Annotated in this window: 13 protein-coding genes; 6 read left to right on the forward strand and 7 right to left on the reverse strand. The window is 62.8% G+C overall.

Features of this window, described 5'->3' with window-relative positions; translation table 11 throughout:
• Positions 1–4 precede the first annotated feature (4 nt).
• Positions 5–952 carry a choline ABC transporter substrate-binding protein gene (locus QSV36_RS11530; RefSeq protein ID WP_289131688.1) on the reverse strand — a complete coding sequence of 316 codons (948 nt, stop codon included), beginning with the start codon at positions 950–952 and terminating at the stop codon, positions 5–7.
• 442 nt (positions 953–1394) lie between these two features.
• Here QSV36_RS11530 and QSV36_RS11535 point away from each other — a divergent pair, with 442 nt between their 5' ends.
• Together QSV36_RS11535 and gbdR are read left to right on the forward strand one after the other, a co-directional pair.
• Complete coding sequence (locus QSV36_RS11535; protein WP_289131689.1) at positions 1395–2771, forward strand: L-serine ammonia-lyase; 1377 nt, start codon at positions 1395–1397, stop codon at positions 2769–2771.
• Positions 2772–3249: 478 nt separating this feature from the next.
• Positions 3250–4356 (forward strand): choline metabolism transcriptional regulator GbdR, encoded by a 1107-nt coding sequence (gene gbdR, locus QSV36_RS11540; RefSeq protein ID WP_186674957.1) that lies wholly within the window; start codon positions 3250–3252, stop codon positions 4354–4356.
• A 121-nt stretch (positions 4357–4477) separates the two neighbouring features.
• Here the strand turns inward: gbdR and QSV36_RS11545 are convergent, their stop codons facing one another.
• From QSV36_RS11545 to choX, 5 genes are all read right to left on the reverse strand, one after another.
• Positions 4478–4735 (reverse strand): hypothetical protein, encoded by a 258-nt coding sequence (locus QSV36_RS11545; protein WP_170027860.1) that lies wholly within the window; start codon positions 4733–4735, stop codon positions 4478–4480.
• A gap of 306 nt (positions 4736–5041) precedes the next feature.
• Positions 5042–5518, reverse strand: a complete 477-nt coding sequence (locus QSV36_RS11550; RefSeq protein WP_289131690.1) for a thioesterase family protein — start codon at positions 5516–5518, stop codon at positions 5042–5044.
• Between the two features lie 10 nt (positions 5519–5528).
• Complete coding sequence (locus QSV36_RS11555; protein ID WP_289131691.1) at positions 5529–6494, reverse strand: L-carnitine dehydrogenase; 966 nt, start codon at positions 6492–6494, stop codon at positions 5529–5531.
• Between the two features lie 18 nt (positions 6495–6512).
• Positions 6513–7397 (reverse strand): 3-dehydrocarnitine:acetyl-CoA trimethylamine transferase CdhC, encoded by an 885-nt coding sequence (gene cdhC / locus QSV36_RS11560; protein WP_289131692.1) that lies wholly within the window; start codon positions 7395–7397, stop codon positions 6513–6515.
• A 122-nt stretch (positions 7398–7519) separates the two neighbouring features.
• Positions 7520–8464 (reverse strand): choline ABC transporter substrate-binding protein, encoded by a 945-nt coding sequence (gene choX / locus QSV36_RS11565; RefSeq protein WP_289131693.1) that lies wholly within the window; start codon positions 8462–8464, stop codon positions 7520–7522.
• 145 nt (positions 8465–8609) lie between these two features.
• Here choX and QSV36_RS11570 point away from each other — a divergent pair, with 145 nt between their 5' ends.
• On the forward strand, positions 8610–9554 hold the full coding sequence (locus tag QSV36_RS11570) for a GlxA family transcriptional regulator (protein WP_289131694.1): 945 nt from the start codon (positions 8610–8612) through the stop codon (positions 9552–9554).
• A gap of 117 nt (positions 9555–9671) precedes the next feature.
• On the opposite strand, the gene QSV36_RS11575 is transcribed toward QSV36_RS11570, so the two are convergent.
• On the reverse strand, positions 9672–10073 hold the full coding sequence (locus tag QSV36_RS11575; protein ID WP_289131695.1) for a lysozyme inhibitor LprI family protein: 402 nt from the start codon (positions 10071–10073) through the stop codon (positions 9672–9674).
• Between the two features lie 296 nt (positions 10074–10369).
• Here QSV36_RS11575 and QSV36_RS11580 point away from each other — a divergent pair, with 296 nt between their 5' ends.
• The 3 genes from QSV36_RS11580 to dgcA all read left to right on the forward strand — a co-directional run bounded on the left by QSV36_RS11580 (position 10370) and on the right by dgcA (position 14031).
• Complete coding sequence (locus QSV36_RS11580; protein ID WP_003257506.1) at positions 10370–11347, forward strand: dipeptidase; 978 nt, start codon at positions 10370–10372, stop codon at positions 11345–11347.
• 77 nt (positions 11348–11424) lie between these two features.
• Positions 11425–11955, forward strand: a complete 531-nt coding sequence (locus QSV36_RS11585; RefSeq protein WP_046614486.1) for a DUF5943 domain-containing protein — start codon at positions 11425–11427, stop codon at positions 11953–11955.
• Positions 11956–11970: 15 nt separating this feature from the next.
• Positions 11971–14031: a dimethylglycine demethylation protein DgcA gene (gene dgcA, locus QSV36_RS11590; protein WP_289131696.1), complete on the forward strand. Its 2061-nt coding sequence runs from the start codon at positions 11971–11973 to the stop codon at positions 14029–14031.
• Positions 14032–14102: the final 71 nt, after the last annotated feature.

A 14102-nucleotide genomic window follows, 5' to 3' on the forward strand; every position in this document is an offset into this window, starting at 1 on the left:
TTCGTTATTGCGTCAGCTTGGCCTTGGCTGCCTCGAGGCCTGGTTTGCCGTCCACGGTAGTCACACCGGCCAGCCAGGCATCCAGCTTGGCTGGGTTTTCCTTGAGCCACTTCCTGGCAGCCGCGTCGGGTTTCATCTTGTCGTCCAGGACATAGCCCATCATGGTGCTTTCATCCTTGAGCTCGAACGACAGGTTCTTCAACAGCTGGCCAACGTTGCTGCATTCCTGCACGTAGCCCTTGCGGGTGTTGGTCAATACGGTTGCCTTGCCGAACTCGGGGCCGAAGAAGTCGTCCCCGCCGGTCAGGTACTGCATCTTGAAGCGGGTGTTCATCGGGTGCGGTTCCCAGCCGAGGAACACGATGGCTTCGCCGCGCTTCTGCGCACGGTCGACCTGCGACAGCATGCCGGCCTCGCTGGACTGCACGATCTTGAAACCGGCGTCCTTCAGGCCGAAGGCGTTCTTGTCGATCATGCTCTGGATGGTGCGGTTGCCATCGTTGCCCGGCTCGATGCCGTAGATCTTGCCGTCCAGTTCCTTCTTGAACTTGGGAATGTCGCTGAAATCCTTCAGGCCCTTGTCATACAGCGCCTGGGGCACTGCCAGGGTGTACTTGGCGTTCTCCAGGTTGGCGCGCACGGTTTCTACAGTGCCGGCGTCGCGATACTGCTTGATGTCGTTCTCCATGGTCGGCATCCAGTTGCCGAGAAACACATCCAGGTCCTTGCCGGTGGCCAGCGACTTGTACGTCACCGGTACCGAGATCATGGTGGTATGGGTCTTGTAACCCAGTGCTTCGAGGACAACGCTGGTGGTGGCGGTGGTGACCGTGATGTCGGTCCAGCCGACATCCGAGAACCTGACCGTCTGACATTGCTCGGGCTCGGCGGCATGGGCCAGCACGGGCGCTGTCAGCATCGCAACCAGCAACAGCGAGAGTGAACCTTTCATGGATGGACTCCTGTGGATTTTGTCTTCGGGTTCGCGTGGGTCGCCGGGCATTCTGGGTGTCCGGTCGACAAGGCCTGCAGAGGGCAGGATGCGTGGCCGTGCTTTACGAGTCGCTTTCGATAATCCTCCAGCGCCGGGCAATCGCCTACTGGTGGAGTCGTAACCAGTACGGAACGGGTCGTATCCAGTACAGGCGATGTCGCTTATGGATTTTTCCACCCCCTCGGCCGCATCTTTACGTCGCCAGGCCGCCGTAAAACGGCGTGGCGAGGGCCGGAATCGTGCGGCGCTGCTGGACAAAATTACGTCGGTTGCAGACGGCGAGGGCTACGGCAAAAGCCCGATGATGCGTGCATTCAAGGCGGCCCGCTGCTTCAGCCTAGCAGCTGCACCGCCCTGCGCATGGCGCGCAGAGACAAGCCCAGCAAGAGGTGATTCGACAATGGCCATCAGCGTGTTCGACCTGTTCAAGATCGGTGTCGGGCCTTCCAGCTCCCACACCGTCGGCCCCATGCGTGCCGGCGCCCTGTTTGTTCAGGGCCTGCGCGAACGCGGCGAGCTGGAGCGTGTGAAGCGGATCGAAGTGCGCCTGTATGGCTCGCTGTCTGCCACCGGCATCGGTCACGGCACCGACAACGCCACCATCATGGGGCTGATGGGCGAATGGCCTGACGCCATTGACCCGACCCAGATCGTGCCGCGTATCGCCGACCTGCGGGAAACCGACACGCTGCTGCTGGATAACCGCCTGCCCATCGAGTTCGTCTGGGCCCGCGACATGCTGCTGCTGGACGAGAACCTTCCGTACCATCCCAACGCCATGACCCTGATTGCCGAAGGCGAGCAGGGCGAGCTGCACCGCGACACCTACTACTCGGTGGGTGGCGGCTTCGTGGTCGATGCCGCCCAGGCCGCCAGCGGCGTGCTGGATGCCGACCAGACCGAGCTGCCGTACGACTTCAGCAGTGCCGCCGAACTGCTGCGCCTGTGCAAGCAAAACGACCTCAGCGTGTCGCAATTGATGATGGCCAACGAGAAAGTCTGGCGCAGCGAGGAAGAGATCCGCGCCGGCCTGCACAAGCTCTGGGAGGCCATGCAAGAGTGCGTCAACAACGGCCTGAAGTACGAAGGCACGTTGCCCGGCGGCCTGAACGTACGCCGCCGCGCTGCCAAGCTGCACCGTAGCCTGCAGGAAATCGGCAAGCCCAACGTGATCGGCTCGACCATGAGCGCCATGGAATGGGTCAACCTGTTCGCCCTGGCGGTCAACGAAGAGAACGCTGCCGGCGGGCGCATGGTCACTGCGCCAACCAATGGCGCTGCCGGCATCATTCCGGCGGTGCTGCATTACTACATGCGCTTCAGTGACGCGGTGACCGAATCCAGCGTGGTCGACTTCTTCCTCGCCGCGGCGGCGGTGGGCATCCTGTGCAAGAAGAACGCGTCGATTTCCGGTGCCGAGGTTGGCTGCCAGGGCGAGGTCGGCTCGGCCTGTGCCATGGCTGCTGCCGGGCTGGCCGAAGTACTGGGGGCGACCCCGCCGCAGGTGGAAAACGCCGCCGAAATCGCCCTGGAACACAACCTCGGCCTGACCTGCGACCCGGTTGGCGGGTTGGTCCAGGTGCCGTGCATCGAGCGCAACGCCATTGCTGCGGTAAAAGCCATCAACGCGGTGCAGATGGCCTTGCGTGGTGACGGCGAGCACTTCATTTCCCTCGACCAGGTGATCCGCACCATGCGTGACACCGGGGCCGACATGCACGACAAATATAAAGAGACCTCGCGCGGTGGCCTGGCGGTCAGCGCCATTGAATGCTGAGTTTTTGAGCTCCCTTAAGGGCCTCATCGCGGATGAAATCGCTCCTACAGGGATGCATGACCCGGTAGGAGCGATTTCATCCGTGATGAGGCCCTTGAACGTTTCAAGTGCGCCGCGCCCTGTTTCAGTGCGTGGCCTAAGCTGACCAATCGTCGGCTGTCGCTATCAGTACGAGCTTTGTCGGTGACACTAAATAGTGTCGTTTCTGGGCAACCAACGCTAAGCGTGTCACCAAATTGCTCAGTTGTTACATGCAAGGCGCTAGCACGGCGGTTTGCAAAGACTTGCCAGCTCGATCGAAGCACCTGATTTGCCGAATAAAGGCGTCGTTTTCAGGTTTTTTTGGATAGCCGTTCAATTTCAGGCACGGCGTTTGCGTTGAGATTGGCACCAAGCCCCTGCACATGAAACAGGGGTAATAACAAGAAATGAATGCCCGCCTGAGGCATACCCTGCATTTGTGTGAGGAGAAATCGCGATGACGTCCTACACCTCCGGGAATCCCACCCAGAACCGCACAGCACCCCAGTCCATCGGGTTTCTTCTATTGGACAATTTCACCCTGATTTCGCTGGCCTCGGCAGTCGAGCCGCTGCGCATGGCCAACCAGCTGTCCGGCCGCGAGCTGTACCGCTGGCACACCCTGACCGTCGACGGCGGCCAGGTGTGGGCCAGCGACGGCCTGCAGATCACCCCGGACGCGGCCATGCACAGCGCCCCACCGATGGACACCGTCATCGTCTGTGGCGGCGTGGGCATCCAGCGCACCGTTACCCGCGAGCATGTCACCTGGCTGCAGGCCCAGGCCCGCCAGTCGCGCCGCCTGGGTGCGGTGTGCACCGGCAGCTGGGCGCTGGCCTGCGCCGGCCTGCTCGATGGCTTCGATTGCAGCGTGCATTGGGAATGCCTGGCGGCCATGCAGGAAGCCTACCCACGGGTGAACATGAGTACCCGCCTGTTCACCCTGGACCGTAACCGCTTCACCAGCTCTGGCGGCACTGCGCCGCTGGACATGATGCTGCACCTGATCAGTCGCGACCATGGGCGCGAGCTGTCGGCGGCAATCTCGGAGATGTTCGTCTACGAGCGTATTCGCAACGAACAGGACCACCAGCGCGTGCCGCTCAAGCACATGCTCGGCACCAACCAGCCGAAGCTGCAGGAGATCGTCGCGCTGATGGAGGCCAACCTCGAAGAACCGATCGACCTGGACGAACTGGCGGTGTACGTGTCGGTGTCGCGGCGTCAGCTCGAGCGGCTGTTCCAGAAGTACCTGCACTGCTCGCCGTCGCGCTATTACCTGAAACTGCGCCTGATTCGTGCCCGCCAGCTGCTGAAGCAGACGCCGATGTCGATCATCGAGGTGGCCTCGGTATGCGGCTTCGTGTCGACCCCGCACTTCTCCAAGTGTTACCGCGAGTATTTCGGTATTCCGCCGCGTGACGAGCGTGTGGGTTCCAACACCGCGCAGCAGGTGGCCATGATGCCGATCCCGCAGGCCATGACCTTGTCGCCGCACAGTGGGCCAATGGCTGCCCTGAGCCAGGCGCGCAACGAGTCGACCTTTGCCAGTGTAAGGCTCTGAAACGGCACTGGCCTCTTCGCGGGGTAAACCCGCTCCCACAGGTACTGCACTGAACTCAAAAGCAGTGCAGTACCTGTGGGAGCGGGTTTACCCCGCGAAGAGGCCAGTACAGGAAAAACGCTCAGGCGCGCTGGTTGAACTGCGCCAGCGCCGGCAACAGCTGCTTGTCGATGGCCTGGCGTACCGCCGGCAGGATCGTCGCGCTGCCGGTATACATTTGCTCCACCATCCCCTTCAACGCCCGTGCATTAGGCTCGGTCAGCCCGCGCACCACCGCCTCGCAGGCCTGCTCGGCGCTGGCACCGGCCGGAATGTCGAACCCGCGCGCGCGCAGGTGGCCTGCCAGGTCGTCCTGGTCAATCAAATCCGCATGCATCATGGCTGTTGTCCCTTTTATCGCTAAGAGAGTGCTGCTGTGATTTACGACCGATTCTGTGACGCTGGCGACATACCCGCAACCACAGAATGGCGCCATGGCTGCTTTGGCTAAGAACAGGTCGTTTACGGCTAAATCGAACTGCCGCTAACTGCGCAAACTCAAGCCATCTACCGCAACGGAGGGTTTGGTCACCCTCGTTCGTGCAACGTGGATGCTGCTCGCTCTTGGCCCCGGTTGCTCACGGCTTCCCGGGGCTATTTTTTTGCCTGAATACATGACCCGCTCCCACAGGTCATATGTTGCTGCTCAGTTTGGCGTAGGCAGGGCTATCACCCGGCCGAGGAACTCAGCCGGGGGCACATTCTGCTGCTCATCCACCAACCCTTGCAGCAACCCGACACTGCGCTCACTGAACGGCGCCGACTTCGGCCCGGCCAAATCCACATGCAGCAGCATCTGCTCGCTGGCCGCCAGCACCTCGTCGAACCCTGCCCGATGCAGGCTGTGGTAGACGTGCAGGCGCTTGCGATCGAAGCCGATGATCTGGGTTTGCACCCACACCTCGCAGCCCAGCTTCACTTCGTGCAGGTAGTTGATGTGTGCTTCCAGGGTGAACAGCGAATTGCCGCTTTGCCCCCGGGTGTCGGCATCCAGGCCGATGCGCTCCATCAGCGCATCGGTGGCGTAGCTGAAAATCAACAGGTAGAAGGCATCGCGCAGATGCCCGTTGTAGTCGACCCAGTCCTCCTGGACCGGGGTGCGGTAGGTGATCAGTGCGGGCATTACAGGGTCCTCAATCGCCGAAGGCCATGCCGTGGTTGGCCTTGCTGGTTTTTACAGCGTCCAGCACGGCCAGCAGGGTGTCATCACGATAGCGCTCCAGCGCGGCGATGCTACGTTCGCCCAGTTGTTCCGATGTGCCTTCAACCACATCGTCGATCAGTTTGTCGGTCAGCTCTGGTGCTGGCAGGTAGGTCCAGGGCAGCTTCAACGCCGGGCCGAACTGGGCCATGAAGTGGCGCATGCCGGCGTCGCCTCCGGCCAGGGTGTAGGTGAGGAAGGTGCCCATGAACGACCAGCGCAGCCCGGCGCCGAAGCGGATCGCATCGTCGATTTCGCCCGTGCTGGCCACACCATCGTTGACCAGGTGCAAGGCTTCGCGCCACAGCGCTTCGAGCAGGCGGTCGGCGATGAAACCGGGGACTTCCTTGCGTACATGCAGCGGGCGCATGCCCAGCGCGGTATAGATGGCCTTGGCCGCTTCGATGGCTTCGGGGGCGGTGCGCTTGCCGCCGACGATCTCCACCAGTGGCAGCAGATACACCGGGTTGAACGGGTGGCCGACCACGCAGCGCTCGGGGTGGGTGGCCGATTCGTAGAATTCGCTGGGCAACAGGCCCGAGGTGCTGCTGCCAATAATGGCGTCGGGTTTGGCCGCGGCGCTGATTTTCGCGTGCAGGTCCAGCTTCAGCTCCAGCCGCTCCGGTGCGCTTTCCTGGATGAAGTCGGCATCACGTACACATTCCTCGATGGTGGCGACGAACTTCAGCCGGTCCGGGGAAGCGCCCGGCGCCAGGCCTTGCTTGTGCAAGGCCGGCCAGGCATTGGCTATCCGCTTGCGCAGGGCCTGCTCGGCGCCGGGCGCCGGGTCCCAGGCGACCACGTCCAGGCCATGGGCCAGGGCGCGGGCGACCCAGCCGCTGCCGATCACACCGCTACCCAGGGCAGCGAAAGTCTTGATCTGGGTGATGAAGGTCATGGTGTTCTCCTGAATGGATCAGCGGCGTTTGAGGTTCATCTTGTCCCGCCCTTCGGCCGGGGTAAGCACACGGGCGCCAAGGCGCGAAATGATCTCTACCGCGCGCTCGACCAGCTGGCCGTTGCTGGCCAGCACGCCACGGTCCAGGTACAGGTTGTCTTCCAGGCCCACACGCACGTTGCCACCCAGCAGCACCGCCTGGGCGGCCATCGGCATCTGCATGCGGCCGATGCCGAAGCCGGCCCAGGTGACGTTGGCCGGCAGGTTGTCGACCATCGCCTTCATGGTGGTGGTATCGGCCGGGGCGCCCCACGGGATGCCCAGGCACAGCTGGAACAGTGGGTCTTCGAGCAGGCCTTCCTTGATCATCTGTTTGGCGAACCACAGGTGGCCGGTGTCGAAGATTTCCAGTTCGGCTTTCACTCCCAGCTCAGTAATGCGCTTGGCACCGGCGCGCAGTTGCGCGGGGGTGGAAACGTAGATCGAATTGCCGTCGCCGAAGTTGAGGGTGCCGCAGTCCAGCGTGCAGATTTCCGGCAGTAGCGCTTCGACGTGGGCCAGGCGTTCCAGCGGGCCGATCAGGTCGGTACCCGGGCCGAATTCCAGCGGTGTTTCACCCGGGCCGATTTCCAGGTCACCGCCCATGCCGGCAGTCAGGTTGACGATGATGTCCACGTCGGCTTCGCGGATGCGTTCCATGACTTCGCGATACAGCGCCACGTCGCGGCTGAAGCGGCCGGTTTGTGGGTCGCGTACGTGGCAGTGAACCACGGTGGCGCCGGCTTTGGCGGCTTCCACGGCGGCTTCGGCGATCTGCTTGGGGGTGACCGGGACCAGGTGGCTTTTCGAGGCGGTGTCGCCGGCGCCGGTGAGGGCACAGGTGATAATGACGTCGTGGTTCATGGTGGGTTCCTTGTGATAGCTGTGTTGGGCTTTTCGCGGGCGCGCCCGCTCCCACAGGGTTTACGTGACCCTGAGTGTGTCGCTGTACCTGTGGGAGCGGGCATGCCCGCGAAGAGGCCGGATCAGTTGGCGGTGAGCTTGAGGTTGTCCGCCGCCGGCTGGCCGTCGAAGGTGGTCACCCCCTCAAGCCAGCGGGCCTTGTCCTCAGGGTGATCCTTGAGCCATTGGCGAGCCGATTCCAACGGGTCCTTGTGGTCGAGCAGCGGCTGCATCATGCGGCTCTCGTCTTCGGCGCTGAAGTTGAGGTTGGCCAACAGGCGGTGGGCGTTGGGGCAACGTTCGGCATAGTCCGGCGCGGTCACTGTCCAGACCGTCGCGCGGCCTTCGTCAGGCCCCAGGGCGTCCTGGCTGTCGCCGAGATAGACCATGTCGATGTTCACGTTCATCGGGTGCGGCGACCAGCCGAAGAACACCACGGCTTCCTTGCGCCGTACCGAGCGGTCGACGGCGGCGAGCATGCCGGCCTCGCTGGACTCGACCAGCTGGAACTTGCCCAGGCCGAACTGGTTCTTGGCGATCATCGCCTTGATCTGGGTATTGGCGCCGGAGCCTGGCTCGATGCCGTAGATTTTCCCGCCCAGCTCCTTTTCGAACTTGTGGATATCGGCGAAAGTCTTCAGGCCCTTGTCGGCCAGGTACTTCGGCACCGCCAGGGTGGCGCGGGCATCTTCCAGGCTGGGCTTGTCGAGCACTTTCACCTGTTTGGCGTCGACGAACGGGGTGATGGTCTGGGTCATGATCGGGTTCCAGTACCCCAGGAACATGTCCAGGCGTTTGTCGCGGATGCCGGCGAAGATGATCTGCTGCGAGGCACTGGTCTGCTTGGTCTGGTAGCCCAGGCCGTCGAGCAGTACCTGGGCCATGGCGCTGGTGGCGATGACGTCGGTCCAGTTGACCACGCCCAGGCGGACGTTCTTGCAGGCCGCGGGTTCGGCGGCATAAAGCGGGGAAGCGACGATAGTGCTCAGGGCTACGGACAACAGGCTGCGGCGGATCAAGCGTTGCATGGTGGCTCTCCATCGGCAGGGCGTTTTTTATAGGGGCCGGCCTCTCTGGGCCGTGTGAACACGCTACGCTGCTGCCAGGGTGGAAAATCGCACCCTGGCGACCAACAATTGCACGGAGGCGACCACCTTTGCCGTGGAGCATGCAATGCCGCAAATCATCCATTTCCTGCTGTTGCCCGGTTTCTCGGCGATTGGCTTCATCAGCGCCCTGGAGCCACTGCGGGTGGCAAACCGTTTCAAAGGCCCGTCGTACAGCTGGCAGGTGCTGAGCCTGGATGGCGGCGCGGTGCAGGCCAGCAATGGCATGTCGGTGAACGCCGATGCGGCGCTGGCGGCGGCCGAACCTGGCGGCGTCCTGTTGATCGTGGCCGGTTTCGACCCCTTGGCCTGCTACGGGCCAGCCTTGCAACATGCGCTGCGCCGCCTCGACCGCGACGGGGTGATATTGGGTGGTATCGACACCGGTGCGGTGGTGCTGGCCGAGGCCGGCCTGCTGGATGGCCACCGCGCCACCGTGCATTGGGAGGCGCTCGAAGCGTTCAAGGAGAACTACCCGAACCTGCAGGCGACCCAGGAACTGTTCGAGATCGACCGGCGGCGTATCACCTGCGCCGGCGGTACCGCGTCGATCGACCTGATGCTCGACCTGATTGCACAGGCCCACGGCAGCGAACTGGCGGTGCAGGTCTCGGAGCAGTTCGTGCTCGGGCGTATCCGCCAGCGCCAGGACCACCAACGCATGCAGATCGCCAGCCGCTACGGCATCAGCAACAAGAAGCTGGTGAAGGTGATTGGCGAAATGGAGCGCAACACCGAGCAGCCGCTCAATACCCAGGTGCTGGCCGATGCGGTGCAGGTGACCCGGCGGCAGCTGGAGCGCCTGTTTCGCCTGCACCTGGACGACACGCCCAGCGGTTTCTACCTGCGCCTGCGGCTGGACAAGGCTCGGCAGCTGTTACGCCAGACCGACATGAGTGTGCTGGAGGTGGGGGTGGCGTGCGGGTTCGAGTCGGCCTCGTACTTTACCCGCTGCTATCGGGCGCGCTATCAGCGCTGTCCGCGCGAGGACCGCCTGGCCCGGGCGGTTTGATTTGCGCCTGTACCGGCCTCTTCGCGGGCACGCCCGCTCCCACAGGAACCCCGCCGCCCGTGAGCTTTGCGCAGTATCTGTGGGAGCGGGCGTGCCCGCGAAGAGGCCGGTACAGGCTTACTGCTGGCCGATGGACTGCAGGTACTCCGAGCGGTCATCGCTGCGCTGCGCCACACAGGTATCCCAGGCCGCCTGGAACGCCTTGCTGCCAGGCTTCTCGGCAAAGGTTTCAACCTTGCAGTCGGCGTCACGCAGCTGCGTCCACAGCTTTTCTGCCGCGTCCATCCGCGCAGCCAGGGCGTCGGCCTGGCCGTTATCGTCGGCATACTGGTCACGGATGCGCTGGATCAGGTCGTCATAGGCCGCTTTCAGCTCGCGTTCGGCAGTCTGCTTGTTGAATGCCGCGCAGGCGTAGGTCTGCTGGTCGGTCTCGACGTTGTCGCACGGGGTGCTTTCTTCCTCGCCGGCCTGGGCGCCCGACACGACAGCCAGCAGTACCAGCCATGCCATTGATTTCATCCGTATTCTCCTCAACAGGCTGACGAATCGCAGGGATTCTCGCTCAGACGACGGCGCCGCGGTAGCTACCTGAACAAATGTTCATAAAACCCTGGAAAACGTCGTTATCGAGACTGTCTCTCATCCCCGAACGGCGTCGTCAAGGCGCTGGAACAGGCGCGTTGTCGCGCATTGACGCTTTCGGCAAACCCCCTGTCGTTTTTGCATCGGGGCGCCGTTGGGCACAGGCATATGCTGGCCCCAAAGCGCCGGCACAAGGTTTGGCGCCAACCTATTCAATAAAAGGGGACAGCCTGATGAGCCCAGCCGAACTTCACGCCGACAGCATCGTCATCGACGGCCTGATCATTGCCAAATGGAACCGCGAGCTGTTCGAAGACATGCGCAAGGGCGGGCTGACTGCGGCCAACTGCACGGTTTCGGTCTGGGAAGGCTTCAAGGCAACCGTCGACAACATTGCCGCCAGCCAGAAGCTCATTCGCGACAACAGCGACCTGGTCATGCCGGTGCGCACCACCGCTGATATCCGCAAGGCCAAGGAGCTGGGCAAGACCGGCATCCTCTTCGGCTTCCAGAACGCCCATGCATTCGAAGACCAGATCGCCTACGTCGACGTGTTCAAGCAGTTGGGCGTGGGCATCGTGCAGATGTGCTACAACACCCAGAACCTGGTGGGCACCGGTTGCTACGAACGTGACGGCGGCCTGTCGGGCTTCGGCCGCGAGATCGTCGCCGAAATGAACCGCGTCGGCATCATGTGCGACCTGTCCCACGTTGGCTCCAAGACCTCCGAAGAAGTCATCCTCGAATCGAAAAAGCCGGTGTGCTACTCGCACTGCCTGCCGTCGGGCCTGAAAGAACACCCACGCAACAAGTCGGACGAAGAGCTCAAGTTCATCGCCGACCACGGTGGGTTCGTCGGCGTGACCATGTTCGCGCCGTTCCTGGCCAAGGGCATCGACTCGACCATCGATGACTACGCCGAAGCCATCGAGTACACCATGAACATCGTCGGTGAAGACGCCATCGGTATCGGTACCGACTTCACCCAGGGCCACGGCCAGGACTTCTTCGAGTACCTGACCCACGACAAGGGTTATGCCCGTCGCCTGACCAACTTCGGCAAGATCATCAACCCGCTGGGTATCCGTACCGTGGGCGAATTCCCCAACCTCACCGAAACCCTGCTCAAGCGCGGCCACTCCGAGCGCGTGGTGCGCAAGATCATGGGTGAGAACTGGGTCAACGTCCTCAAGGACGTGTGGGGCGAATAAGCCGCTCTCCAAGCCTGTAAGCCCCTGCCAGCAACGCCGGGGCATCCCAAACAAAGTTTTTATGGAGTTGAGTTTCCATGGCCAAGATCGCCCCGCAATTGCCAATCGAAGTCGACAGCGAGACCGGTGTCTGGACCAGCGACGCGCTGCCGATGCTGTATGTGCCGCGCCATTTCTTCGTCAACAACCACATGGGTATCGAAGAAGTCCTCGGTGCCGACAAGTACGCCGAGATCCTCTACAAGGCCGGCTACAAGTCCGCCTGGCACTGGTGTGAAAAAGAAGCCGAATGCCATGGCCTGGAAGGCGTGGCGGTGTTCGAGCACTACATGAAGCGCCTGAGCCAGCGCGGCTGGGGCCTGTTCGAGATCCAGGACATCGACCTGGACAAGGGGACCTGCAGCGTCAAGCTCAAGCACTCGGCGTTCGTGTACGTCTATGGCAAGTGTGGCCGCAAGGTCGACTACATGTTCACCGGCTGGTTCGCCGGCGCCATGGACCAGATTCTCGCTGCCCGCGGCAGCTCGATCCGCACCGTGGCCGAACAGGTCTACGGCGGTTCGGAAGAAGGCCACGAAGATGGCCTGTTCGTCGTCAAGCCGTTGTAAGCCGGAGATAGCGTCATGGCATTCGAAGCAATGTTCCAGCCGATTCAGATCGGCAAACTGACCATCCGTAACCGCGTGCTCAGCACTGCGCACGCCGAGGTCTACGCCACTGACGGCGGCATGACGACCGACCGCTATGTGAAGTACTACGAAGAAAAGGCCAAGGGCGGTATCGGCCTGGCGATCTGCGGCGGCTCGTCTGTCGTTGCCATCGACAGCCCGCAGGAATGGTGGTCGTCGGTCAACCTGTCGACCGACCGCATCATCCCGCACTTCCAGAACCTGGCCGACGCCATGCACAAGCATGGCGCCAAGATCATGATCCAGATTACCCATATGGGCCGTCGCTCGCGCTGGGACGGTTTCAACTGGCCGACCCTGATGTCGCCGTCGGGTATTCGTGAACCGGTGCACCGTGCCACCTGCAAGACCATCGAGGTGGAAGAAATCTGGCGCGTGATCGGCAACTACGCACAAGCCGCACGCCGCGCCAAAGAGGGCGGCCTGGACGGCGTCGAGCTGTCGGCCGTGCACCAGCACATGATCGACCAGTTCTGGAGCCCGCGGGTCAACAAGCGTACCGACGAGTGGGGCGGCACCTTCGAAGGCCGCATGAAGTTCGGCCTGGAAGTACTCAAGGCCGTACGCGCCGAGGTCGGTGACGACTTCTGCGTGGGCATGCGCATTTGCGGTGACGAGTTCCACCCGGACGGCCTCAGCCATGAAGACATGAAGCAGATCGCCGCGTACTACGACGCCACTGGCATGATCGACTTCATCGGTGTGGTCGGCTCGGGTTGCGACACCCACAACACGCTGGCCAACGTCATCCCCAACATGAGCTACCCGCCGGAGCCGTTCCTGCACCTGGCGGCCGGCATCAAGGAAGTGGTCAAGGTCCCGGTACTGCACGCACAGAACATCAAGGACCCGAACCAGGCCACGCGTATCCTCGAAGGCGGCTACGTGGACATGGTCGGCATGACCCGTGCGCACATCGCCGACCCGCACCTGATCGCCAAGATCAAGATGGGCCAGATCGACCAGATCAAGCAGTGCGTCGGTGCCAACTACTGCATCGACCGCCAGTACCAGGGCCTGGACGTGCTGTGCATCCAGAACGCCGCGACCTCCCGTGAATACATGGGCGTGCCGCACATCATCGAGAAGACCACCGGCGCCAAACGCAAGGTGGTGGTAGTGGGCGCCGGCCCTGCCGGCATGGAAGCGGCCCGCGTGGCTGCCGAACGTGGCCACGACGTGACCCTGTTCGAGAAGAAGGACCAGATCGGCGGGCAGATCACCATCGCCGCCAAGGCGCCGCAGCGCGACCAGATTGCCGGTATCACCCGCTGGTACCAGTTGGAGCTGGCACGCCTGAAGGTCGACCTGCGCCTGGGCACCGCTGCCGACGTGGCGACCATCCAGGACCTGCGCCCGGACATCATCGTGCTGGCGGTGGGTGGGCATTCGTTCCTCGAGCAGAACGAGCACTGGGGCGCCGCCGAAGGGCTGGTGGTCAGCAGCTGGGATGTGCTCGAAGGCAAGGTGGCACCGGGCAAGAACGTACTGGTCTACGACACCATCTGCGAATTCACCGGTATGTCGGTGGCGGACTTCATTGCCGACAAGGGCAGCCAGGTGGAAATCGTCACCGACGACATCAAGCCGGGCGTGGCCATGGGCGGTACCAGCTTCCCGACCTACTACCGCAGCATCTACCCGAAAGAAGTGATCATGACCGGCGACATGATGCTGGAAAAGGTCTACCGCGAGGGTGACAAGCTGGTGGCGGTGCTGGAGAACGAATACACCGGCGCCAAGGAAGAGCGTGTGGTCGACCAGGTGGTAGTGGAGAACGGCGTGCGTCCTGACGAGCAGCTGTACTACGCGCTGAAGGAAGGTTCGCGCAACAAGGGCCAGATCGACGTGGAGGCGCTGTTCGCCATCAAGCCACAGCCGATCCTCAGCCAGCCGGGCGAAGGCTACCTGCTGTACCGCATCGGCGACTGCGTGGCCCAGCGCAACGTGCATGCGGCGATCTACGACGCCTTGCGCCTGTGCAAGGACTTCTGATCGCACCGCCTCTCTAGAGGCGGGACTGGCCCCCCTGTAGGAGCGGCCTTGGGGGGGGGGGGGGGGGGGCG

Source organism: Pseudomonas sp. BCRC 81390 (assembly GCF_030341915.1).
Classification (GTDB): domain Bacteria; phylum Pseudomonadota; class Gammaproteobacteria; order Pseudomonadales; family Pseudomonadaceae; genus Aquipseudomonas.